At 45.9% G+C, this 24,177-nt stretch carries 19 protein-coding genes and 1 pseudogene; 6 read left to right on the plus strand and 14 right to left on the minus strand.

The features are described from left to right. Positions 1-36 precede the first annotated feature (36 nt). The 4 genes from mreD to ONT08_RS03275 form a co-directional block, all read right to left on the minus strand. The gene (gene mreD / locus ONT08_RS03260) at positions 37-534 is read right to left on the minus strand and encodes a rod shape-determining protein MreD (RefSeq protein WP_264959235.1); all 498 of its coding nucleotides are present in this window, start codon (positions 532-534) and stop codon (positions 37-39) included. Between the two features lie 29 nt (positions 535-563). Further along, positions 564-1,436, minus strand: coding sequence for a rod shape-determining protein MreC (gene mreC, locus ONT08_RS03265; protein ID WP_264959236.1), 873 nt, complete (start codon positions 1,434-1,436; stop codon positions 564-566). Positions 1,437-1,467: 31 nt separating this feature from the next. After that, positions 1,468-2,490, minus strand: coding sequence for a rod shape-determining protein (locus ONT08_RS03270; protein WP_006847875.1), 1,023 nt, complete (start codon positions 2,488-2,490; stop codon positions 1,468-1,470). A gap of 177 nt (positions 2,491-2,667) precedes the next feature. Next, positions 2,668-3,261 (minus strand): IMP cyclohydrolase, encoded by a 594-nt coding sequence (locus ONT08_RS03275; protein ID WP_119236676.1) that lies wholly within the window; start codon positions 3,259-3,261, stop codon positions 2,668-2,670. Between the two features lie 454 nt (positions 3,262-3,715). Between ONT08_RS03275 and clpB the strand changes: the two genes are divergently transcribed. After that, positions 3,716-6,232, plus strand: coding sequence for an ATP-dependent chaperone ClpB (clpB, locus tag ONT08_RS03280; RefSeq protein ID WP_264959237.1), 2,517 nt, complete (start codon positions 3,716-3,718; stop codon positions 6,230-6,232). 259 nt (positions 6,233-6,491) lie between these two features. Here clpB and ONT08_RS03285 read toward each other — a convergent pair whose 3' ends face one another. Together ONT08_RS03285 and ONT08_RS03290 are read right to left on the minus strand one after the other, a co-directional pair. Continuing rightward, positions 6,492-8,048, minus strand: a complete 1,557-nt coding sequence (locus tag ONT08_RS03285; protein ID WP_118200255.1) for an IS1182 family transposase — start codon at positions 8,046-8,048, stop codon at positions 6,492-6,494. A gap of 177 nt (positions 8,049-8,225) precedes the next feature. Beyond that, positions 8,226-8,360, minus strand: a complete 135-nt coding sequence (locus ONT08_RS03290) for a hypothetical protein (protein ID WP_264959238.1) — start codon at positions 8,358-8,360, stop codon at positions 8,226-8,228. Between the two features lie 499 nt (positions 8,361-8,859). On the opposite strand from ONT08_RS03290, the gene hflX reads away from it, so the two are divergent. From hflX to ONT08_RS03310, 4 genes are all read left to right on the plus strand, one after another. Further along, positions 8,860-10,107 (plus strand): GTPase HflX, encoded by a 1,248-nt coding sequence (gene hflX / locus ONT08_RS03295; RefSeq protein WP_022120421.1) that lies wholly within the window; start codon positions 8,860-8,862, stop codon positions 10,105-10,107. A gap of 28 nt (positions 10,108-10,135) precedes the next feature. Further along, entirely contained in the window at positions 10,136-11,992 is a 1,857-nt protein-coding gene (locus ONT08_RS03300; RefSeq protein ID WP_118201314.1) for a DUF4954 family protein, read from the plus strand. Positions 11,993-12,035: 43 nt separating this feature from the next. Next, on the plus strand, positions 12,036-13,694 hold the full coding sequence (locus ONT08_RS03305; protein WP_264959239.1) for a fumarate hydratase: 1,659 nt from the start codon (positions 12,036-12,038) through the stop codon (positions 13,692-13,694). 1,092 nt (positions 13,695-14,786) lie between these two features. Beyond that, positions 14,787-15,137, plus strand: a complete 351-nt coding sequence (locus tag ONT08_RS03310) for a tyrosine-type recombinase/integrase (protein WP_254974799.1) — start codon at positions 14,787-14,789, stop codon at positions 15,135-15,137. A gap of 280 nt (positions 15,138-15,417) precedes the next feature. Here ONT08_RS03310 and ONT08_RS03315 read toward each other — a convergent pair whose 3' ends face one another. After that, on the minus strand, positions 15,418-16,704 hold the full coding sequence (locus ONT08_RS03315; RefSeq protein WP_264959240.1) for an IS1380 family transposase: 1,287 nt from the start codon (positions 16,702-16,704) through the stop codon (positions 15,418-15,420). Between the two features lie 135 nt (positions 16,705-16,839). After that, positions 16,840-17,184: pseudogene (locus ONT08_RS03320) on the minus strand (group II intron reverse transcriptase/maturase); the annotation flags it as partial. 449 nt (positions 17,185-17,633) lie between these two features. Between ONT08_RS03320 and ONT08_RS03325 the strand changes: the two are divergent. Beyond that, complete coding sequence (locus tag ONT08_RS03325) at positions 17,634-18,098, plus strand: ATP-binding protein (RefSeq protein ID WP_259301906.1); 465 nt, start codon at positions 17,634-17,636, stop codon at positions 18,096-18,098. A gap of 192 nt (positions 18,099-18,290) precedes the next feature. Here the strand turns inward: ONT08_RS03325 and ONT08_RS03330 are convergent, their stop codons facing one another. From ONT08_RS03330 to ONT08_RS03355, 6 genes are all read right to left on the minus strand, one after another. Continuing rightward, positions 18,291-19,955 carry an ABC transporter ATP-binding protein gene (locus ONT08_RS03330; RefSeq protein ID WP_264959241.1) on the minus strand — a complete coding sequence of 555 codons (1,665 nt, stop codon included), beginning with the start codon at positions 19,953-19,955 and terminating at the stop codon, positions 18,291-18,293. Next, positions 19,952-20,218, minus strand: a complete 267-nt coding sequence (locus ONT08_RS03335; protein ID WP_118141444.1) for a PqqD family protein — start codon at positions 20,216-20,218, stop codon at positions 19,952-19,954. The genes ONT08_RS03330 and ONT08_RS03335 overlap by 4 nt, the downstream gene beginning before the upstream one ends. A 13-nt stretch (positions 20,219-20,231) precedes the next feature. Next, complete coding sequence (locus tag ONT08_RS03340; protein WP_117587623.1) at positions 20,232-20,735, minus strand: S24/S26 family peptidase; 504 nt, start codon at positions 20,733-20,735, stop codon at positions 20,232-20,234. Positions 20,736-20,773: 38 nt separating this feature from the next. After that, complete coding sequence (locus ONT08_RS03345; protein WP_117587624.1) at positions 20,774-21,697, minus strand: hypothetical protein; 924 nt, start codon at positions 21,695-21,697, stop codon at positions 20,774-20,776. 248 nt (positions 21,698-21,945) lie between these two features. Beyond that, complete coding sequence (gene glmM, locus ONT08_RS03350) at positions 21,946-23,337, minus strand: phosphoglucosamine mutase (protein ID WP_117587625.1); 1,392 nt, start codon at positions 23,335-23,337, stop codon at positions 21,946-21,948. A gap of 20 nt (positions 23,338-23,357) precedes the next feature. Continuing rightward, positions 23,358-24,056: a DUF4827 domain-containing protein gene (locus ONT08_RS03355; RefSeq protein ID WP_254974782.1), complete on the minus strand. Its 699-nt coding sequence runs from the start codon at positions 24,054-24,056 to the stop codon at positions 23,358-23,360. Between the last annotated feature and the right edge of the window lie 121 nt (positions 24,057-24,177).

A 24,177-nucleotide genomic window follows, 5' to 3' on the forward strand; every position in this document is an offset into this window, starting at 1 on the left:
TCGTGTTCTATTCTCTCTCAGCACTTATCCGGAATCTTACTTTCTGAAACTTTCTGTCGCCATCACCAATATATAAGTGATAACCGTACTTCCGCCTATACATTCCAACCAGTGAACCCAATTAAAGAAATTGAATGTTTCGAGTGTAAAGAACAATAGATTATAAACGAGAATGATGAAGAATACGTACCAGCAATATGCACCTACGCCGATAGAACGCATGGACGGTTCCAGATCGTCGGCGCTGTCACGCGGTACGAAAAGTTCAAACAAATAAGGTTGTAGCAGTCCTACGGCAGTCATCGAAGCTGCTGCAACACCTGGCGTATTGGCAAATACGTCCACACAAAGCCCCATCATAAAGCACCACAATAACACCGTCCATTTAGGATGGTTGCGGCGGAAATGCAGTACCATAATGATATACAGCAAGGGGGTGGCACAATTGAATAGATGAATATGATTAAACACCAATCCCTGTACCAGCACGAGCACCACAAAGGTAGCTAGTCTTTTCACTAAATCTATACTCATTGCTTTATATATCCTCTTACTATACGTCATTATTGATTATTGTCTCCATTTGTTTCGATGCTATCCTGTGCTGCACGCATAATCTCCAACCGCTCTTTCATGGCGGCATCATCAATTACACATACATCACGCAGACGGGCAAAATCGGTAGAGAGGCGAAGTTGTACGCGATACGACAGTCCATCGGCGGAGTTGAACACGTGCAATATCCTGCCTACTCTCACTCCAGGAGGGAATACAGCAGAATAGCCACTCGTTACCACATAGTCACCCAATTTAAAGTGAGCATGACGTGGCACCTCTTCCAGATAGGCAAGGTCAGACACACCACCCTTCCAGCGCAGATAGCCAAAATAGCCTCTATTCTGAATCATACAACTGATGTTCGACTTCGTGTTCAATACCGGAATCACGATAGCGTAATGTTCTGCCACCAGATACACGATACCCACAACACCCGTACCGCTGATTACACCCATATCCTTGTGGATGCCATCTGCGCTACCCTTGTCAATTGTCATCAGGTTGCCGGGTTTATCGACACTATTCGCCACCACCTTAGCCGGAATCAGACGATAGTTTCTCAGCAATGCAAACTGGTCACGATGGTAGATGCTGCTATCCTTGGTCACGCTCACGAGACTGTCGGAAAGTTTCTGCACCTCCTGTTCGAGATACGCATTGCGCTGTGTCAGTTCCTGGTTCACCTTGGTAAGTGAGAAGAATGTTTCTACATTCGCATCCCATTCATACAACTTACCCGTTACGGCATTAGCCGAGGAGAACCAGGCACTGCCCTGATAGCTGTTATACAGAAACAACAGCACCATACTCACCACCTCAAGAATCAGGAAGACAAACCAATGGTTGTATTTCGCTAAAAACTCTAAAAGGTTGCGCATACTTTATTCTTACTATTAGAATAAGTTCTGATTATCTCATCAAGAATGAGAAACGGTCTACATTCTTCAACGCAATACCAGCACCCTTAGCAACACTGTGCAATGGATCTTCTGCGATGTGGAATGGGATATTGATCTTATCCTGCAAACGCTTGTCGAGACCGCGGAGCAAAGCACCACCACCAGAGAGCCAGATACCATTCTTCACGATATCGGCATAAAGCTCAGGAGGTGTGTTCTCCAATGCTGAGAGCACAGCGTTCTCAATCTTTGCCACGGTCTTATCCAGACAGTGAGCAATCTCCTGGTAGCATACAGGCACCTCCATAGGCAACGCTGTAATACGGTTAGGACCATGTACGATGAAATCTTCTGGAGCCTCATCACCCAGATCGGTCAGAGCTGAACCCACATGAATCTTGATACGCTCAGCCATACGCTCAGAAACCTTCACGTTGTGCTGACGGCTCATATATTCCTGGATATCGGCAGTAAGGTCGTCACCGGCTGTACGGATTGAGTTGTTCGATACGATACCACCCAATGAGATGACAGCGATTTCGGTAGAACCACCACCTATATCAACAATCATATTACCCTCTGGAGCCTCAACATCGATACCGATACCGATAGCGGCTGCCATTGGCTCAAAAATCAAATATACATCACGTCCGTCGGCATGCTCGGCAGAGTCGCGCACAGCACGAAGCTCAACCTCGGTAGAACCAGAAGGTACACCGATAACCATACGGAGTGAAGGAGAGAAGAGACGGCTACCAGTATGAACCATCTTAATCAATCCACGCATCATCTGCTCACAGGCAGTAAAGTCGGCAATCACGCCATCACGCAATGGTCTGATAGTACGGATATTATCATGAGTCTTCTCGTACATCATCTTAGCCTTCTCGCCCACAGCAATCATCTTGTCGGTGCGGCGGTCAAGGGCTACAACAGAAGGTTCATCCACTACAATCTTATCATCACTGATAATGATGGTATTGGCTGTACCCAAGTCCATTGCGATTTCCTGAATAAATGAAAAAAATCCCATTTCGTTTCTTAATTATTTTAAGCTTAAAATTTTCTTTTTATTTAAGGAGTTAAGGAGTTAAAGGAGCATAGAAGCCACGGCAACAGTCTGTCATATACCGGGGATAGAATCCCCGCAGACACTTGTCCTGACTTCTTCCACTTCTTAACTCCTTAACTACTTTATTTTTCCGAGAGTTTACTTAGCAAACCATGCATGGATTGCAGTATCGTAGTGAGAGCTTACACCGAATGCACGCTCTGCAAACATCTTGCGGTCTTCGATATCAGTCTCAGCACCCTTCTTCTTCAGGATATCAAGCAATACGCTGTATTCAGCCTTGCTAGGAACGATTACCACGTCCTTGAAGTTTTTGGCACCTGCACGAATCAAAGAGATACCGCCAATATCGATTTTCTCGATGATATCAGCATCGCTAGCACCGCTAGCTACAGTCTGCTCGAAAGGATACAAGTCTACGATGACGAGATCGATAGAAGGGATTTCGTATTCCTTCATCTGCTCCTGGTCACCCTCGTTGTCACGGCGAGCCAAGATACCTCCAAATATTTTAGGATGAAGAGTCTTTACGCGACCACCCAAGATAGATGGATAGGTAGTGACCTCCTCAACTTTCTCGCATTCATAACCCAAAGACTCGATAAACTTCTGGGTACCACCAGTACTCAGGAACTTTACACCCTCTTCATTCAACTTGGCGAGCAATTCGTCCAAGCCATCCTTGTGGAAGACAGACACCAACGCTGTCTTGATTTTCTTTGTTTCAGCCATTGAACTTATAAATTATAATTTATGATGGTGCAAAGGTACGAAGATTATTTTGATTACACAACATTTCCCCCCATAAAATAGCATTATTTAAAGGATATTTAAAAGATAATTGAGAGAAATCAAGAAATAAGCAATCTGAGCGAATTCTAATTCTATCATTTCTTCGCGTACTGAACTTTCGCCAGTAAGCCCTCACGCCCAGAAAGGAGCCTGGGCCTTCAGCCCGTACTCAAACCGTCGTCTTCTGTCATTCTGTCCGGAAATATCTCTTATTTCTATCTTTTATCTACCCAAAACAAGACAGATTGTCAGTAAACCACTGATTTTCAACGAATAGGCATAAGTTTCGCTAAAGGATGGGAGGAACGCATCGGGAGGTTTCCGAAGAGGAGATTCCGGCGCTCATCCAAATAACACAAATAAGAATATATAATATAAGAAAGGAGATATTAATATGACATTCGACAAATTTACAATCAAGGCGCAGGAGGCGGTACAGGAAGCCGTAAACATTGCGCAGCGAAATGGTCAGCAAACCATCGAACCGGTGCATCTGCTTAGCGGTATTCTTGAAAAGGCTACCGATGTGACCAACTACATCTTCCAGAAGTTGGGCATGAACGGACAGCAAATCGCCATGCTCTTGCGTCAGGAGATGCAACATCTGCCTCGTGTGCAGGGTGGCGGTCAGCCGTACCTCAGCAACGAGACTAACCAGATACTGATGAATGCCGAGGATACCGCCAAGAAAATGGGCGACGAGTTCGTTAGCTTAGAACCTATCCTGTTGGCTATCGTACAGGGCAACTCTACTGCTGCACGTATTCTGAAGGATGCTGGTGCAAATGCCAAAGATATGCTCGCTGCCATTCAGGCACTGAGACAGGGACAGAACGTAAAATCACAAAGCGCTGATGATAACTATCAGAGTTTGGAGAAATATGCGAAAAACATTGTTGAACAGGCTAGAAGCGGCAAGCTGGACCCAGTTATCGGACGTGATGAGGAAATAAGAAGAGTACTCCAGATTCTGTCACGAAGAACCAAGAACAACCCTATTCTGATAGGTGAGCCTGGTACAGGTAAGACTGCCATCGTAGAAGGTCTTGCCGAGCGTATCGTACGTGGCGATGTACCGGAGAATCTGAAGAACAAGCAACTCTATTCTCTCGATATGGGTGCGCTGGTAGCCGGTGCCAAATATAAGGGTGAGTTCGAGGAGCGTCTGAAGAGCGTCATCAAAGAGGTAACCAACGCCAACGGCCAGATTATCCTCTTCATCGATGAGATTCACACGCTGGTAGGTGCAGGCGGTGGTGAAGGCGCCATGGATGCAGCCAACATTCTGAAGCCAGCCCTGGCTCGTGGTGAACTGAGAGCCATCGGTGCTACTACCCTCAACGAGTATCAGAAGTACTTTGAGAAGGATAAGGCGCTGGAACGCCGTTTCCAGACCGTCATGGTCAATGAGCCTGACGAGGTAGACGCCATCAGTATCCTCCGTGGTATCAAGGAGCGCTACGAGAACCATCATAAGGTACGTATTCAGGATGATGCCTGCATCGCAGCCGTCAAGTTATCAGAGAGATACATCTCTGACAGATTCCTCCCTGATAAGGCTATCGACCTGATGGATGAGGCAGCAGCCAAACTGAGAATGGAGCGTGACTCTGTACCAGAAGAACTGGATGAGATTACCCGCCACTTAAAGCAGTTGGAGATTGAGCGTGAGGCCATCAAGCGCGAGAATGACCAGCCTAAGATTCAGCAGTTGGATAAGGAAATTGCAGAATTGAAGGATCAGGAGCATGACTTCCGTGCTAAATGGGAAGGCGAAAAAGCACTCGTCAACAAGATTCAGCAGGATAAGCAGGAGATAGAAAACCTGAAGTTTGAGGCTGAACGCATGGAGCGCGAAGGCAATTACGAACGTGTGGCTGAAATACGCTATTCTAAACTGAAGGCGCTCGAGGATGACATCAAGAAGATTCAGGAGCAGCTGAAGAGTACACAGGGTGGCGCAGCGATGGTCAGAGAGGAAGTTACTGCTGATGATATCGCTGAGGTTGTAAGCCGCTGGACCGGAATACCAGTAAGCCGTATGATGCAGAGCGAGCGTGAGAAACTGCTCCATCTGGAGGAAGAACTCCACAAGAGAGTCATCGGACAGGATGAGGCTATCACCGCTGTAAGTGATGCCGTTCGCCGCAGCCGTGCCGGTTTGCAGGATCCTAAGCGTCCTATCGCCAGCTTCATCTTCCTCGGTACTACAGGTGTAGGTAAGACGGAACTTGCCAAGGCGCTGGCTGAGTATCTGTTCAATGACGAGTCGATGATGACCCGAATTGATATGAGTGAATATCAGGAGAAGTTTAGCGTAACCCGTCTGATCGGTGCGCCTCCAGGGTATGTAGGCTACGATGAAGGTGGCCAGTTGACCGAGGCTGTACGCCGCAAACCATATAGTGTGGTTCTCTTCGATGAGATTGAGAAGGCGCATCCTGATGTATTCAATACCCTGTTGCAGGTATTGGACGATGGTCGTCTGACTGACAACAAGGGTCGTGTAGTCAACTTCAAGAACACCATCATCATCATGACTTCCAACGCAAGCCGTGAGATGTTGCGCAAGACCTTCCGTCCTGAGTTCCTGAACCGTATTGATGATATCATTACCTTCAAGCCGTTGACCCAGGAGCAGATTGCCGAGGTTGTAGAACTTCAGATGAAGCGAGTAAAGAAGATGTTGGAGCCTCAGGGCTTTGAACTTCGCTGGACTCCTGCAGCTATCCAGTATCTGGCAAAGGTAGGATACGACCCAGAGTTTGGTGCCCGTCCTGTAAAGCGCGCTATCCAGGATTATGTATTAAACGACTTGAGCAAGAAGATTCTTGCAGAAGAGGTTAGCAGAGAGAAACCAATTACCATCGATCATACAGATGCAGATGGATTGGTCTTCAAAAACCAATAATTCCAGCAGATAACCAATCCGCGGAAAAAACGGATTGAAACATAAAATAAAGAGGGAGGGTGTGTCATAAGTCTGTGACGCACCCTTTTTTTGTGTGTGTTTCTATATATTCTAGTTGAATCGTAGTCTTTCTTCACAAAGGGAATCTTATTATATTGTATAGAAACTTTACTTTTCTTGTTTTATCGATAACAAAACAGCCCCAAAGCCCACAAAAGGGCATAGTTATCCCTGACGATAAAACAACCAAAATTGAGTTTTATCGTTTTATACCCAAATATTTCTTCAAATTGAATCCCATTCCGAACAATCCTAGATCCATGTAAACCTTGTCCATTCCAAAATGCCTGAATCGCTTATAATGCATATCTGCCTTCATCTGCCCAAATACAGCTTCCGGCTCTATCGGTCGCTGGCTTCTGTGTTTCAAGCCCTCTTCAGACGTTAGTAGCAGGAAGGCTTCCTTTTTATATGCATTCAGTTTATGGTTGACATATATGGTTCTGTTGCCTTTGGATTTCTTGCAGAGACTTCCAAGCGGACATCCATCACATCGTTGTGCTCTATATAATGTAATGACAGACACATAGCCGGAGTCACTTTTCGTTTGCCGTTGTCCACAAGGTTCCATGTGTTGTCCCATGGGGCAGACATAATAGTCATCATCCCTGTTGTAGTAGAAGTTCGCTTGGTTGAAGGCATCCTCCTTGAAAGGCTTATGCTGTTCCTTGTGAAACCAGTTGTACTTTACATAACCCATCATTTCTTCCATCTCTAGGTACTCGTAGTTCTCCTCCGAGCCATACCCTGAGTCTGCGGTGACGCTCTTGGATTGCTTTCCATATCTTTTCTTGTACTTATCCAAAAAAGGCTTGAAGGTCAGGGTGTCTGTTGGATTGGGATAAAGGGCGAAATTCGTCCAATATTGATTCTCTGTCGCAATTTGAAGGTTATAGGCAGGCTTTGTCTGCCCATTGTTCATGGCATCTTCCTTGAGGCGCATGAAGGTCGCATCGGGATCAGTCTTGGAGTAACTGTTTCTCTCGCCCAGTATATCCAGTGATTTTTCATACTCGCACAGTTTGTCCGAGGCTTTGAACAAGTGATCTATCTGAGTATTTAGCTTTTGCTTCTCTCTTCCTGTAAGCTTTGCCTTAGGAAGGTTCTTAGCTTGCCTCTCACACAAACGTGCACTTCTCTCTACATCCTTGGCGGAAGTGGCTGGCTCGCTGTCTTCTTCCTTAATGTCACTCCCGCCATTCAGGCGAATTTGTTCTTTTATCTGAGCCAATGCAGCAGAGGTCTTTTCCAAGAGCTTAGCCCTGTTCTTTTCCACAGTCTTCTTCCATACAAACGTGTACTTGTTTGCTTTCGACTCTATCTTAGTGCCATCAACATATTGTTCCTCCAGACTAATCACGCCCTTTTCAACCAATATGGAGACGACTGCATCAAAATAAAAGTCGATGCATTTAATCATATGATTGGATCTAAAGCGGTTGATTGTTGCGAAAGATAATTGCTTACCTCCACAAATCCACATATAGCGAACATCGTATTTAAGTGCGTCCGCTATGCCACGACAGGAATAAACGCCATTGATATAGGCAAAAACAACTAAACTTAGAAGCATCTTCGGACTGTAAGGAGGAGCACCAATCCCATCATAGGTATCCATGAGAGGGTTGATGTCCATACTGCGAACAATACGATCCACCATACGAACTTTGCTGTCTTTTGGCACATAATCATCGAAAGAGTTAGGAAAAAAGCTCAATTCGTGCCGAGTTTCAGATTTTATTTGTATCTTTGCCATACTTAAAGAAGTTTTCTGCAAAGATACAAATCTTTTGCGGAAAGGCAAAGCCCGAGCTTGTGAAAGTTTGGGCTTTGTTGTAAATAAAAATGTTTTTTAAAGATTTCGTATCTGTGAAAAGGCAAAAAATAAAAAGGGGTGCGTCACAGACTTATGACACACCCTCTTTTTTATTTATTATACACTGTTTCCATCAACACACTCCACCTTGACCGCCAATCTGCCATCAGGTGATGTTACTTCATAATTGTTGGCTTGCACACAAACCGCGCCGAGCAACAAAATATCAGCAATACATTTTTTTTGCTTCATTTTCATTTTATTGTTAGGTTGAAATTATTATCTGTCTATGACGCAACAGCAGTATAGCCGACGTTCCAGCTCCTGTAACTGTAGCGTACAACAAAAATCGTTTCTGAATGAGAAGAAACCAAAAAGCCCCGACATCACGTCGAGGCCTTTGAAGTTTTTGAATGTTTCAGCAGTTTGTGTTTTTTATGTAGTTATGATTTGTTCGTTTTTGAAAATCAATTCTTTTTCTGGGTGCAAAATTAAGACAAATATTGATATAAATCAAATAAATCTCGATTTTTTATGCAAAAAACAACGTAAACGTTTACAATTTTTGCGCACCAAAAAGACCATTTGTGCGCTGTTGTGGCTAAAATACAGCTGTGCATTTTGTGTCTTTTGAATATTTTCTGCCACATTAATAAAAAAGTTAAAATATTGATGCTATATTTTGTTTTCTCTGTATTTTACACTATCTTTGCACTATCTTTTCACATTATTATATAGATAAAGAAAATAGATGAAAGAATTTGTAATATCAGAAGTCAAGGCGGAAACCGCTGTACTCGTGGGTCTGATTACCAAGACACAGGACGAAGCCAAGACAAAAGAATATCTCGACGAGTTGGAATTTCTTGCCGATACTGCGGGGGCTGTCACCGTAAAGCGATTCACGCAGAAGGTGGTTTCTCCTAACCAGACCACCTATGTGGGTAAGGGTAAACTCGAAGAAATCAAAGAATATATCAAAAACGAAGAAGAGGAAGATAGAGAAGTAGGTATGGTCATCTTTGATGATGAGCTTTCTGCCAAACAGATCCGTAACATCGAACAGGAACTGCAGGTGAAGATTCTGGACCGCACCTCTCTCATCCTCGATATCTTCGCCATGCGTGCGCAAACCGCTGCGGCTAAAACCCAGGTAGAGTTGGCGCAATACCGCTATATGCTCCCTCGTCTGCAAAGACTCTGGACTCACCTGGAACGCCAGGGTGGTGGTTCAGGATCGGGTGGCGGTAAGGGATCTGTTGGTCTGCGTGGACCGGGTGAGACCCAGCTCGAGATGGACCGCCGTATCATCCTCGGCAGAATGAGTCTCCTCAAAGAGCGACTGGCAGAAATCGACAAGCAGAAGACTACACAGCGAAAAAACAGAGGCAGAATGGTGCGCGTGGCACTGGTGGGCTATACCAACGTAGGTAAATCTACCATCATGAATCTGCTCAGCAAGAGCGAGGTGTTTGCAGAGAACAAACTCTTTGCCACCCTCGACACCACCGTACGCAAGGTGGTGGTAGACAACCTGCCGTTCCTCCTTGCCGATACCGTAGGATTCATCCGCAAATTGCCAACCGACCTGGTCGACTCATTCAAAAGTACCCTTGACGAGACACGCGAGGCCGACCTTCTTCTGCACGTAGTAGATATCTCACATCCCGACTTCGAAGAGCAGATCCAGGTAGTAGAGAATACGCTCAAGGAACTGGATTGCGCCGATAAGCCATCGATGATTATCTTCAACAAGATAGACAACTACTCATGGGTAGAAAAAGAGGAAGACGACCTCACACCGATGGAGAAAGAGAACATCCCGCTGGAAGACCTGAAGAAGACCTGGATGGCAAAACTCAATGAGGACTGCCTCTTCATCTCGGCAAAGAACAAGGAGAACATCGACGAATTCCGCGAGATACTCTACAAGAAAGTAAGAGAGTTGCACGTACAGAAGTATCCATACAACGACTTCCTGTACCAGGATTATGAGTAAGAACATAAATATCAATAACAAGTAAGTTATGAATGATTACAGACCTTTAACCACCGAGGAAATCGAGGTGCTTAAACATAACGACTGCTGGGCCGAAGACTGGACCTCAGTCAATGTATCAGAAGATTTCAAGCCCAACTTCATGCACCGCGTGATGCTCTATGGCGAAGTTAACATCGGTTCCTTCAACAAAAACGTGGAGGTGAGCCAGGGCTTCGTAAAGCATTCGGGCATCAACAATGCCACCTTGCGCAATGTAACCATAGGCGACGACTGTCTGATAGAAAACGTAGGCAATTTCATCAACAACTATACCATTGGCGATGATTGCTACATCTCAAACATCTCGACCATGGAAACCACCGAGGGAGCTACTTACGGCGAAGGAAATCTTGTGAGCGTACTCAACGAGGTGGGCGAAGGCAACATAATCCTCTTCAGCGATCTGAACAGCCAGCTTGCAGCCTTCATGGTGAAGCATTTCCCTGACAAGGAAATGAAGGAGAAGATCCGCCAGCTCATCAAGACCGACATCGACAACAAGATGCCGGATCGGGGCCAGATTGGCAATAATGTAAAGATCATCAATACCAAGGAGATTACCAACTGCGTAATCAATGATTACTGCGAAGTGAACGGAGCTTCCCGTCTGAGCGACTGTACGCTATTGGGCTCTGTTCATGGCAACGTATATATCGGCACAGGCGTTATTACAGAAAACAGCATCATCGCTGAAGGCGCCAGCGTCATCAACAGCGTAAAGATACAGGATTGCTTCGTAGGCGAAGCCTGCCAGCTGGCTAACGGCTTTACCGCTTCTGCCTCCGTATTCTTCGCCAACTCCTATATGAGCAATGGCGAGGCTTGTGCAGCCTTCTGCGGTCCTTTCACCGCTTCTCATCATAAGAGCAGTCTGCTTATCGGAGGCATGTTCTCCTTCTATAACGCCGGTTCTGCCACCAACTTCAGCAACCATGCCTACAAGATGGGACCTATGCACTGGGGCATTCTGGAGCGCGGTTCCAAGACAGCCAGCGGTGCTTATCTCCTGATGCCAGCCACTCTGGGTTCCTTCTCTGTATGCTTCGGCAAGCTGATGCATCACCCTAACACCCGCAACCTGCCTTTCGCCTACCTCATTGCCGATGGCGACAAGATGTTCCTCATCCCGGGTAGAAACATCACTACAGTAGGTCTGTACCGCGACATCAAGAAATGGCCTAAGCGTGATCTCCGTGCTATGGAGAACCGCAAGAGCATCGTCAACTTCGACTGGCTTTCACCTTATTCTGTTGGCGAGATTCTGAAGGGTAAGAAGATTCTTGAAAACCTGCGCGAGGTTACGGGCGATAATGTTTCGCAGTATCTCTATCACGAATATATCATACCGGCTTCATCGCTCCACAAGGGCATCAAATATTATGATATCGCCCTCCGCATCTACATGGGTGCCGTTTTGAAGCGTGTACTGAAGCGCGACCCAGCCATCACCCCTCCAGCCACCCATGTCGGCGTGGGCGATTGGGATGATCTTTCGGGACTCCTACTCCCTGTTTCTGAAGAAGAAGGCATCGTTAGGGACGTGAAGGAAGGAACTATCGGGAACATAGAACAGTTGCTCGACCGGTTTGAAGAAATCAATGCCAACTATCGCGACTACCAGTGGGCATGGACCTACCAGATGATCTGCGATTACTACGGCATCAGTGACATCACACTCGAAGATGCCAACCGCATACACGAAGATTATATCAAGGCACGCCGCTCATGGATAGCAGAAATCCGGAAGGATGCTGAGAAAGAATTTGCCATGGGCGATGTGGAGGAAGAGGTTTTCCGCAACTTCGTCGACAGCCTCGACCAGGAAATAGAATACGAGAATTAATTAGACTTGAATATTTCAACAGTTTAAAATAACAAAAAACATTATGGCAAAAACTCCAGATTTTAAGTATGCTCCAATGTTTCAGATTGGAGAGGACAAGACAGAGTATCGCCTTATCTCTAAGGAAGGCGTAAGTACAGCAGAGTTCGAGGGTAAGACTATCCTCAAGGTTTCTAAGGAAGCGCTTACTTTGCTGGCACAGCAGGGTTTCCACGACGTAGAGTTCAAACTCCGTCGTGAGCACAACCTCCAGGTGGCTAAGATTCTCAGCGACCCAGAGGCTTCAGAGAACGACAAGTACGTAGCTCTCCAGTTCCTCCGCAATGCAGAGACTGCCGTGAAGGGCATCCTCCCATTCTGCCAGGATACAGGTACTGCTATTATCCACGGTGAAAAGGGTCAGCGTGTATGGACCGACTTCGAGGATGAAGAGGCTTTGAGCCTGGGTGTATACAATACCTTTACACAGGACAACCTCCGTTATTCTCAGAACGCTCCTCTCAACATGTATGATGAGGTGAACACCCGTTGCAACCTTCCTGCTCAGATTGATATCGAGGCTACAGAGGGCGACGAGTACCGCTTCGTGATGGTAGCTAAGGGTGGTGGCTCTGCCAACAAGACCTACTTCTACCCTATGACCAAGGCTACTATCCAGAACGAGGGCACATTGCTCCCATTCCTCGTAGAGAAGATGAAGAGTCTGGGTACAGCAGCATGTCCTCCTTACCACATCGCCTTCGTTATCGGTGGTACTTCTGCTGAGAAGAACCTCCTCACCGTGAAGTTGGCTTCTATCAAGTACTACGATGAGTTGCCTACAACAGGTGATGAGACGGGTCGTGCCTTCCGTGACATCGACTTGGAGAACAAGCTCCTCGAAGAGGCTCACAAGATTGGTCTGGGTGCACAGTTCGGCGGTAAATATCTGGCTCACGATATCCGTGTAATCCGTTTGCCACGTCATGGTGCAAGCTGCCCTATCGGTATGGGCGTAAGCTGCTCTGCCGACCGCAACATCAAGGCTAAGATTAACAAGGACGGTATCTGGTTGGAGAAGATGGATGAGAATCCAACAGAGTTGATTCCTGAGGAGCTCCGTAACCCTGGTGAGGGTACCAAGGGTATCGAGATTGACCTCGACAAGGGTATCGACTCAGTTCGTGCTGAGTTGAGCAAGTATCCTGTAAGCACCCGTGTTAACTTGAAGGGTACCATCATCGTGGCTCGTGACATCGCTCACGCTAAGCTCAAGGCTCGTCTGGATGCAGGTGAGGAGATGCCTGAGTACTTCAAGAACCACCCTATCCTCTATGCAGGACCAGCCAAGACTCCAGAGGGTTATCCATGTGGCTCTATGGGACCTACCACAGCCAACCGTATGGACCCATACGTAGATGAGTTCCAGGATCATGGCGCTAGCCTTGTAATGATTGCCAAGGGTAACCGTGGCGATGTTGTTACAGAGGCTTGCAAGAAGCATGGTGGTTTCTACCTCGGTACTATCGGTGGTGTAGCTGCCGTTCTCTCTCAGAGTTCTATCAAGAGCATCGAGTGCGTAGAGTACCCAGAGCTCGGTATGGAGGCTATCTGGAAGATTACCGTAGAGGACTTCCCTGCATTCATCCTCGTAGATGATAAGGGCAATGACTTCTTCAAGCAGTTGAAGCCTTGGACTCCTTGCAAGGAATGCCAGAAGTAAATGATACAGAAATCATGATATGAAAAAAGAGGGTGTGTCATAAGTCTATGGCGCACCCTCCTTGTTTTTGTTTTTCAGGTTTACTTATCACATAAAGCAAATCCCCATCCGGCTTAAGAAAGCAGGATGGGGGTAATTCTTTTATCCCAATACAACGTTGGCAGGAACACCAAGGTTGTGGTATATGTTTCTTATATCATATACTGATATAGTTCAGTCGGCTACCCCAGATGGTTCTGTCAGCGAGTCAAGCCGTCTCGATAAATCGACGGATACGACTCCGTTAGCCTACGTTGTTGAATCCCTAACCCGATGCTGTCGAACCCTTAACCTTGTCCAGCCGTCTGCGTAACCCAGTGCAGCCATATCCTTAACCCAGCTCAGCCACATCAGTTGATAAACGAAAACACATCACGGAACTTTCGCATGTGGTTCAAGTACGGGCTGAAGGCCCAAAAGCTCCTAGCCCAGGGCAGCGCCCTGGGTAATGTTGGCAATCAGCAAGACGCCCTGAAAGGGCAAAAGCTTTATGTTTTGTCTGGAGTTTTAAAGCTTTTGCCCTTTCTATTATATTTGCACTTGGAAAAATAAAGAGGTGAAATTCTTTATATCTGCAAACTTTTGTTAACTTTGCAGAAAATTAGATAAGTACAATAAAAAAAGAAGAATACTCCATATCCAGCGTTACCCCTGTGCCCTTTCTAGTATAGTAAAGGCTTAGCCCTGTTTGGGGAACTGGATATTTTCTGAGCAGAAGCTTGAGAGTAAATTAGCCTGCTTGTGTAGAACAAGACAGGACTCGTAGTATAGTTGTAGCCGCTCAGAACGGAGCACCCTTCTTATTAAAAACTTCATTCAAAATGTAAATATACGGAATATATTTGGCAAAAAAGAAATTTGACGTAAGTTTTTTCGACTTGACATCAAAAAAGTATCAAACCAACCTTCACATAAGGTTGTAACGAACAATTTAAAGAGTATTGGAAAGTTTTTAAAAAGCCTTCCTAGCGATGCTGTATTGGTTGCTGAGCATACCGGAGTTTATGGTGATACCCTCTTGAAGTGCTGCAGGAGGCTGTGAAAATGGGCTATATGGAAATGAATCCGATGGGGCTGGTGCCGTCAACTTATCATATCAGACCCATAAGAAATGAAAGATATGCACTAACAGAAGAGGAACTGGCAATACTGCAAGCCTCACGATGCCATACACCGGAGCTGAAAGATGCCTTCATGTTCTGCTGTCTGACCGGTCTGAGAAAGAGCGACACCCTGAGTCTGCGACCAGCCGACATACAGGAATACGACGGCACCTATTATATACATAAGGTGATGAAGAAAACACAAACGCTGCTTCACATACCGCTATCGAAAGAAGCGCTGAAGATTCTGAAACAGGAATACGAAGATGGTGACTCTCCCTTCTCTCGCCCTATCACCTGAACCAACATCTGAAGACATGGCTCTCGGAAAACGGTATAGACAGCAAGCCCATCACCTTCCACATGAGAAGTCACAACAAAATCTTTGATTGATTGAATATCAACGAGTTAAGCCTCAAATCCGCAACCTATAGGGTTTAGTGGGATTTTGCTTGCAAAGCGACAAAATTCATTTTATCGTACATATTTCTTGCACAACAGAAATGTCGCAGACACAAAATCCCCTTACCCCATAAAGCGACTTGAGGTAATACGCTGGTTTAACCAGAAAAGCATGGTCTTTAACCAAAGTCTGTCTTGAACAGGTTGGCATAAGCATTGTTGTCTGAGTAAATGTTCAATACATGCCTACGTGATGTCTTAATCCATTTCGCAGGAACAGAGATGAACTTGAAAACAAAGGTCTTGATTCTGCTGGTGGCACGCAATCCAAATTCATGGGTTTTCAATCTCTGCATAATAGCTTTGTAGAAGTTTCTGATGAGAGCTGTCATAAGCAGGAATACAGTATTCTGTGCCATGAACGATTTTGGCAATCGATTCCAGCCAAAGCCATTGTTCATGTCATCGAAGATGCGTTCCTTGCCACCACGAAGATTGTAGAATTCCACGATGTCTCTTGCACTCGACTTGTAATCGTTAGTCAGTATACATCTGTAGGTATATTCGCCTTCCCAAATGTCAAGGTCTCCATCTATTCGCCTTTGTCTCTGTATGACAAGACGATACGGTTTTCCTTTCCATTTCTCAACAAGGATAGAATTCAACTCAAACTCAATACCGTTGATTTCAACAGTTTTCCATCCAGTTAAGGCAAACATGGAATCGTAGAAAGAAGAGCATCTGTTGGCACGAATATAAAAATACCTGCAATGAGCCTCTACCATATCTACGATTTCCTCCGAACATGAGCCGCAATCCATGCGGGCACGAGAAATATATATTTCCGAAGCCTCCAATCGCTTGAAGATTCTTTCCAAAGTTTCTTTTTGGTTGAAGCGCACGTTTGTGTTGCCGTCTCTATTTTCAATACCAACAATCATGTCGTTAATGACAGCTACACCTGGACTATAGCCCAAGAACTTCTTGTAGGTTGGTTTTGCATCATACTTCTCTGTTTCAATGAACTGATGGTCAAAGTCAAAATCATACTCTTGACCGGATTTCAATTGACCAGTAGCAAGCAGGGCATTGACCAGTAAGCAGTTCATCTTGTCTGCAGTATTGAAATCATAGGATTTGCCAGAAGCAGACTTATAGGTGATGCTCTTAAAAGTCAGTTCTTCGATAGCACGTAATATGGTGTCTGCGCTGCAAGTGCGAAGAGTTGGATGAAGAGACAAATGTTTCATCAGGTGAGTTGTAACATCCTCAATACATGAGCCACCACAAAGATATACGCACATCAGAGAGCGTAGAATCTCGCTATATTGATAACCAAACATAGTGCATCTCAATCCCAAGGTGGAATCTATGGTTTGAGCTAAAAGAGCATCAAATTGCTCCATAATCGAAAAAATTCCCCCAAAAGGAGTGAGTTTCTCAGATTTTATTTGTACTTTTGCCATGTCATTCAGAATTTTGTTTGTTTTTATTTTGCAACACTAAGATAAGTGAAATTTCTGACATGGCAAAATCCTGAGCAACTTTTTGTTGCTCAGGTGCTTATAAAAAATATTAAATTATAGTGTTGCGGAAATTAGAGGTATCTCTAACCTTTTTACTGGGTTCAGACGGTATGAACCGTCAAGCAAGGAACAGATTAGGGCATCCTTGTTAGCCAAGAGCCAAGGGAGCATTTGCTCACATGACATCTTGTCGATACCGCTACAGCCCCTGTTACGCTGCACTGCCTTGTAGGCTTTGAGCAGGTTATCAGGGCTGATGATGCGCTCCAATAGGTGTTCCTTGTCGAATGGTACTTCCACGATGTTGTCTTCACATATTCACATGAAGGTCTGCACTCCCACATATCCTTCGGATTCCGTCCTATCTTTCTGTGGGCAGCCCTTGACTTCTGCCAATGTTTTCTGCATTCTTTCCTCCATAAGGTACGTTTCAATTACTATCGTTTAATTTATAGGTTCTGCCCTTCATGGAGCGTTATCGAGAACTCCACTACTATGGCATCTGCTGACTTCTCACAGCAAGCTTTACTCCATGACTTTCGTAAAGACAACTAATCGCCATGTCCGTGAGACCTACTCGGATAAGAGCTTATTCTTTCCATATTATACCCACTTCATTTACGCCAACCATTCCGAATCGCTATAGGACTTTGATTTGTATGGCAATCTCATCCATGGTCAAATGCCTTATATGAAGTTTCTCTACGTTAGGTCAGATGTTTGCCGCCAGCTTCTTTTAGATTCCACCTCGCAGTGGACACCCTTGCTATTGGCTATACAATTCCCGCTATTAGGGCTTGTTAGGGACTTGCACCCATTAGAATAAGCTCATGCCGAGCATACCATAAAAGAGGGTGCGCCATAGACTTATGACACACCCTCATGACGACCGCATGGAAGTGTATTCCCCTGGTGGCATGTTTGATGGACGATTGATACAACAACTTAATCCTCTGACTGTGCCATCAAAACGTCGCAACCCTTTACTTGCAGACTTTTTCCATCGCTTGAAACTCATGGAGCGTAGAGGCAGTGGAATGAAAAAGATTATTGGTGAATACAAGCGTTTTGAGAACTTGGAAAATTATCACGCACCAGAGTTCAGTTCCAATGCGACGGAATTTCATGTTACTCTATGGAACCTCAATTATGGGGTGGATGTCGTAAAAGACAACCCTTATGTCATAAAAGAGGCAAACGATGTCGTAAAAGATGTCGTAAAAGAGACGGATGATGTCGTAAAAGGAAAAGCAAATGTCACAAAAGAATTTGCAAAAGTTCAACGACAAATCTATAAGTTGATTTCTCAGACACCTCAAATCAGTGCTGCCTAAATGTCGGAAAATATGGGGATTTCTTTAAGACAAGTACAGCGATACCTCAAACAACTTTCCGACCAAAACTTAATTGTAAGAGAAGGAGGTCGCAAAAATGGCGTTTGGAAAATCTTGGACGATGAATACGAAGGCTTCTTTAAAAGAATATAAACGATAAAGGCAGGTGGCTAAATCCATAAAAACACATCATCACAGCCGTATCTGCTCCTGGCATCTGTCTGCCACCTCCTTCCTATGCGTAACACAGATAATAGTCTTATCGGCATACGAAGTAAAGAGGCGGTCGAAAAGAAGCTTCTCGGTTTCGGCATCCAGCGATGAGCTAATTTCATCAAGCAACAGAATGTTACCTTCGCGCAAAAGACTGCGGGCTATAGCAATGCGCTGTGCCTGACCGCCACTCAAACGGGTGGCATGCTCTCCTATCTTCGTATCCATACCTGCCGGCAAACTGAAAACGAAATCGGCACAGGCTACATGAAGGGCTTCGGTAAGCTGCTCATCGGTAGCCACGGGATTGGCAAGAAGAAGATTATCGCGAATGGTTCCGCTCATCAGCGTATTACCCTGCTCTATATACACGATATGCGAACGCATGCCGGTTCCTTCTGTCTCTTTGCCCAGGGCATCATACAATACTATCCTTCCGCTATCGGGCTGGATGATACTCGACAAGAGACGCAGGATGGTGGTCTTGCCACAACCGGTTTCTCCTACTATCGCCACAGATGTGGCGGGACGGAAATCATAAGAGAAATGACTGACAACAACTTTCTTTCGCTCATCGGGATATGAATAACTCACATCCTGAAGACGGATGCCGCAAGCACGCTGCAAAGGTATAGAAGCATCTGCCTGCACCAGAGATTCCTCCTGCTCGGTATTTTCTATCTCTACCAACCGGTCTACACTCGCTGATGCATGAATCAGCTGGGGAATCATGCCCAAGAGCGACATGATAGGACTCTGTATCTGACCCACCAACTGCAGAAAGGCTGTCATCACACCAAAGGTTATCAACCCGTTCTTGAGTTGGATGGCACCATAGACAAAGGCTCCGAAATAGCCGTAACTGAAGGTGAAGGCAAGGAGCAGGCGGGATATCAACGTAAAACGGATTCTACGGCGGACCAGATGATGCAAACGCTGCTGCATGCTGCCTACCCTACCGGAAACCGTGCTCTCTGCCTGCAAGGTCTTGATGGTGAGTTCATGTTCTACCGTCTCCTGAATCATCATCTGTATGCTGCTCTCCTCCTCGCGTATCGCCAGCGTCATCTTCTTGAGTCGGCTGCCGAGATACTTGGCACAGACTGCAACCACCGGTGTCAGTACCAGAAGGCTCCATGCCAGAATGGAATCGATGGAACGCATCAGGAAGAAGGCACCGAAGAGCTGCACCAGGGTGACTACGATTGTGGGCAGGATATCCGTAACTACCGAAGAGGCTGATGAGAGATCGCGCTCCAAACGCTGGCTGATGTCGCCGGAAAGTATTTCAGAAGCAGGCTTTCCGGGACCAGCCTCAGCCTGATGCTTAACGGCATAGAGTTTCCTGCCCAGCACAAACCGGAAGAGGCGGCTACGCATATCATTCTGGAGGATAACCTCGGTGATGCCGGAAAGATAGAATACCAGCTGGCGAAGGGCTATCAATAGAGCGATGACAGAAAAAAGCACGATGGTTTCGCGCAGCACGTCGCCACGCCAGATTACCACATCGATGAACCGGCGACACAGCCAGACGAGCCATAAGCCTAAAGCTACCTGCAGGAGACCGGCGATGATGCGCAAGAGCAAACGTCCACGGACAGCAGACATCTGGCGGAAAAACCATAGTGCATACTTCCTCATACCAGTCCCTCTTTCTGCCACTGGGCAATAATCGCCTCGCAGTCTTTTTCTGCCTGAGCCATGACTACATCATACTCATCGCACAGAGCCTGAGCCAACGAAGCTATCGTAAATTCACCCTGTTTCTCAGCCGTCTTCCAGAGAAAGGCGGCAGTTTCGTTGAGACTGATCAACTTGGTAAAGTCTACAGCCTGCATACCTTCGGCTGTTACCACATACTCACCGCAAATTTCGCGGAGCTTGAAATCGTTCTTGATCTTCATTGTATCTTGTTTTTTAGTTTTTATATGATAAACGGATATAGAGCTTGATTATTTTAAGCAAGACCCTACGTACAGGCCTCAACCTCTGCCATCTGTGCCAGTTTCTGAGCGCTTTCTGCGAGATGAGACTCTTGCGGCTGCCGTCGGGACAGATGACTGCATGCGCCTTCGCAATGACATCCTTGCGCAGGCAATGCTCCTTAAAACCGAGATTTCCATCGCCCGTCAGCACGATACGGCAATCATCTGCAGAAAAAGATGCGGGGGAAGCTGCTCCTGCAACAGGCTTTATTCCGATGATGCGATGCACCACCGGATAGCCTTCTTCTACCCTCGCCATCACAATATCGCCCACCTTCAACTCGCCTTCTACCGGATAGAATTCTACGCAATCTCTATCACCTACGATAAAGGGAAGCATGCTGGTTCCTTTGACCGGAAACTTGACAGGACGACCTTCACGGATGAATTGCTCGAGTGCGGCTATTGCCTTATATTTTGAATCGGATGTATTCATCTTTCTATTGTACGATTGGTTTTACCAGATGGTTGGTTTTACAGACTGATGGTCTGACTACAAAGGAGGGCTGCACCGGCATCAGGCAGACAATCGAGCTGATAAAACCGGGTAGCCCCGATTAGCTTCTCTATCGTTTGATGCTGGCCATCTGCAATTTTCTTCTCCCATGCCTTGCCGGAGACAGAAGTCTTGATAGACACATAAGACTCTATGACGGTCTGTTTTCTGATTTTATTCTCTGGTGCCTGGCGCAATTGGACAATTGCCCCTATCGGATATTCCTCGTTCTTATAGCAAGGTGTCTTTCCGCTCCAAGGCGAGCCACTCACCATGGGCGTTCCTTCGCGCGATATATATACCACCGGGTTATCATCATTGAGCAGTCGGGTGCCCTCGATATGTTTGAGCCACAGTCCGGAATGCGTACTCTTGCCCGTTCCGCTCTTGCCCAGAAAGAGATAAGCCTTTCCATCCATTACTATGGTAGAAGAATGAAACAGGAGTGTATCTCCGGCAGCCGAACGCATGGCATAGAGGAGCATCAGCGAGGTGTCAACGGTTGCCTTGAGGGATCCGAAAGCCGACTTCTGGCTGAAGGTGCCAGCAGGAACCAGAAGACAGGAATGCTGATAATCATGACCTGTAACCAGTATCGATTTCATATCAGTCATTGCCATCAGGAAAGCCTTCTGCTTCTCTCCCAGACTACCACTGATAATGAGCTGTCCCTCCTCATCCTGTCTGCATTCCTCCTTGAAGCCGGCAGGTTTCCTCATCTCTTCCCCGCTTTCGTTCAAGATAAGAGAGAAGGAGGTCAGGGCAGCTGATGCGACCTGTTCATCGCATTCAAACGCCTGATAAGCCTCCAGTAAAACAGCCATCATCTCCTGAGAGGAATCTGGATAAGAAAGGCTGAACCCGATATGGGCTACCTGATAATGCTTTATAATAGATTCCATTATTCTGTAATTTCATTTATGCTCCCTATAAGGAACGGTTCAAGTTTTTCATTACTGCAACAAAGGCTCTGAGGCCTCATTGTCTGCAATTTCGCAACAAAAATACGATTTTTATCTGAGAAAGCCAAATCTTTCTCTATCTTTCTTCAAATTGGAGCATTTGAAGATGGAAATCTGCGCACAAAAAAAGAGATGAAGCATTATTGATTTTGCTCCATCTCTTTTTATATGATCTCATATTCAGTATCTTACTGCATATCGTAAACCACCTGCATGAGCTTCTTGCCCAGTTCATCAGCCTGCTCCATGGTAGAGGCCTCGCTATATACGCGGATGATAGGCTCGGTATTACTCTTGCGGAGGTGAACCCACTTGTCAGGGAAATCGAGCTTGACGCCATCGATATCTGTTACGGTGACATCCTTCTCCTTACCATACATCTCCTTAACCTTCACGAGGATAGCATCTACATCGGTAGATGGAGTCAGGTCGATGCGGTTCTTGGCAATGAAATAGTTAGGGAAGCTGGCACGGAGTTCGCTCACCTTGCAGCCCTTGTGAGCCAGACTGCTCAGGAAGAGGGCGATACCAACGAGGGCATCACGACCGTAATGGCTCTCCGGATAGATAACTCCACCATTGCCTTCACCACCGATAACAGCGTGAACATCCTTCATCTTGGTAGTTACATTCACCTCGCCTACAGCAGCTGCGGTGTACTTGCCACCATGCTTCTCTGTAACATCACGGAGGGCACGGGTAGATGAAAGGTTGCTGACGGTATTGCCTGGAGTCTTGCTCAACACGTAATCTGCCACACTTACCAAGGTATACTCTTCGCCAAACATCTTGCCATCTTCGCAGATGAAAGCCAGACGGTCAACATCAGGGTCTACAACGATACCCATATCGTAGCCACCCTTCTTCAACTCATCCATGATACCACCAAGGTTCTTCTCCAATGGCTCCGGATTATGAGCGAAGTCGCCTGTAGGCTCACCATTGAGGAAAGTATATGCTACACCGAGCGCATCGAGCAACTCTGGAAGAATAACGCCACCCACTGAGTTGATGGAATCTACACAAACCTTGAAGTGGGCATTCTTGATTGCTTCGACATCTATGAGTTTCAAAGCAAGTACTGAGTCGATATGGCGCTTGTTGAAAGTATTGTCTTCAGTATATTTTCCGAGATGATCCACATCCGCATAGTCGAAGTCTTCCTTCTCTGCGATACCCAGCACCTCGTTACCATTAGCTGCAGTGAGGAACTCACCCTTCTCGTTGAGGAGTTTGAGGGCATTCCACTGACGTGGGTTGTGAGAAGCAGTAATGATGATACCGCCGGCTGCACCACTCATAGTAACAGCAAGTTCGGTGGTAGGAGTAGTAGCCAGACCGATGTTCAGCACATCGTAGCCCATACCCATGAGGGTTCCACAAACCACATTCTTTACCATCTCGCCAGAGATGCGCGCATCACGGCCTACAACGATGGTATTACTCTCTGAAGCACCGCTACGGCGAATGAAGGTAGCATATGCTGAAGTGAACTTTACGATATCGAGCGGATTCAAAGTATCGCCCGCTGGACCGCCGATAGTACCGCGGATACCAGAAATTGACTTAATCAGTGTCATAAATATATCTCTTTTTATGTTTATCTTCCTTTCTGCAGGGTCATGTCGTAGACACATGCCTGCACACTGCCCGATGCCGATGTGGTACCGTAAGAGTGAGGTACGAGCAAACGGATATGAGCGATGCGTTCATCATCAGTCTTCGGTCTGCCTATCTTAATCCAGGTGAATGGTATGAGCCAGCCGCTAGGCACGGTAGAACTTACACTGCCATAACTGGATGAATTATATGTATTGGCCATCAGACTGGCTGAAGGATCAACGAAAGAACCGGTGAATGTACCGGAAGTATTGGTAACGCTTATCTTATCTACATAATAGGAATAAGCAGGAACTTTATTTGAAAGCGTGAGACACTTATCGCTCATTTCTGCAGCATACGAAAGGTTATACTCATCAAAGCGGACCAATACATCTACCGATGTACCTTTCTTGATATAGTCGCCACATCCCTGGTCAATCACCTGCATATAGATACCGTTACTGTTGAAAAGTACCCATTCGTTGTTGTTCTTTGCTGTATCCGTCAGTTTTTCATTATTTTTCCAACGTCTGTTGAACTCATCCTCAGAGATGACCTTAATATTTTCCTTACGCAAGAAAGAGCTGATAGAATCGAGCTCTCTGTCGCGCATGTCCTTATAAGTCTCACTATCATTGCATGCGGCAAATGAGAAAACAGCCGCGAAAGCAATCATTGCAAACAAAAATTTCTTCATTCTTCTTTTTAAAATCTGATTTATTGGGCAAAGGTACAAAAAAGATAAGACAACACCGAGAGGAATAGGTTGATTTTATTATTATTTATCACTTATTATCATCCTATTGCCTCAAAACGGG

It is taken from the genome of Segatella copri (assembly GCF_026015465.1).
Lineage (GTDB): Bacteria > Bacteroidota > Bacteroidia > Bacteroidales > Bacteroidaceae > Prevotella > Prevotella copri_E.

Coding starts and splice junctions, on each gene's coding strand:
- ONT08_RS03315 (WP_264959240.1), bottom strand. CDS start 16,704: ATGGCAAAAGTACAAATAAAATCTGAGAAACTCACTCCTTTTGGGGGA.
- hflX (WP_022120421.1), top strand. CDS start 8,860: ATGAAAGAATTTGTAATATCAGAAGTCAAGGCGGAAACCGCTGTACTC.
- ONT08_RS03310 (WP_254974799.1), top strand. CDS start 14,787: ATGGAAATGAATCCGATGGGGCTGGTGCCGTCAACTTATCATATCAGA.
- ONT08_RS03275 (WP_119236676.1), bottom strand. CDS start 3,261: ATGGCTGAAACAAAGAAAATCAAGACAGCGTTGGTGTCTGTCTTCCAC.
- ONT08_RS03340 (WP_117587623.1), bottom strand. CDS start 20,735: ATGAATACATCCGATTCAAAATATAAGGCAATAGCCGCACTCGAGCAA.
- ONT08_RS03335 (WP_118141444.1), bottom strand. CDS start 20,218: ATGAAGATCAAGAACGATTTCAAGCTCCGCGAAATTTGCGGTGAGTAT.
- clpB (WP_264959237.1), top strand. CDS start 3,716: ATGACATTCGACAAATTTACAATCAAGGCGCAGGAGGCGGTACAGGAA.
- ONT08_RS03305 (WP_264959239.1), top strand. CDS start 12,036: ATGGCAAAAACTCCAGATTTTAAGTATGCTCCAATGTTTCAGATTGGA.
- mreD (WP_264959235.1), bottom strand. CDS start 534: ATGAGTATAGATTTAGTGAAAAGACTAGCTACCTTTGTGGTGCTCGTG.
- ONT08_RS03270 (WP_006847875.1), bottom strand. CDS start 2,490: ATGGGATTTTTTTCATTTATTCAGGAAATCGCAATGGACTTGGGTACA.
- ONT08_RS03330 (WP_264959241.1), bottom strand. CDS start 19,955: ATGAGGAAGTATGCACTATGGTTTTTCCGCCAGATGTCTGCTGTCCGT.
- ONT08_RS03285 (WP_118200255.1), bottom strand. CDS start 8,048: ATGGCAAAGATACAAATAAAATCTGAAACTCGGCACGAATTGAGCTTT.
- ONT08_RS03325 (WP_259301906.1), top strand. CDS start 17,634: ATGACACACCCTCATGACGACCGCATGGAAGTGTATTCCCCTGGTGGC.
- ONT08_RS03300 (WP_118201314.1), top strand. CDS start 10,136: ATGAATGATTACAGACCTTTAACCACCGAGGAAATCGAGGTGCTTAAA.
- glmM (WP_117587625.1), bottom strand. CDS start 23,337: ATGACACTGATTAAGTCAATTTCTGGTATCCGCGGTACTATCGGCGGT.
- mreC (WP_264959236.1), bottom strand. CDS start 1,436: ATGCGCAACCTTTTAGAGTTTTTAGCGAAATACAACCATTGGTTTGTC.
- ONT08_RS03355 (WP_254974782.1), bottom strand. CDS start 24,056: ATGAAGAAATTTTTGTTTGCAATGATTGCTTTCGCGGCTGTTTTCTCA.
- ONT08_RS03345 (WP_117587624.1), bottom strand. CDS start 21,697: ATGGAATCTATTATAAAGCATTATCAGGTAGCCCATATCGGGTTCAGC.
- ONT08_RS03290 (WP_264959238.1), bottom strand. CDS start 8,360: ATGAAGCAAAAAAAATGTATTGCTGATATTTTGTTGCTCGGCGCGGTT.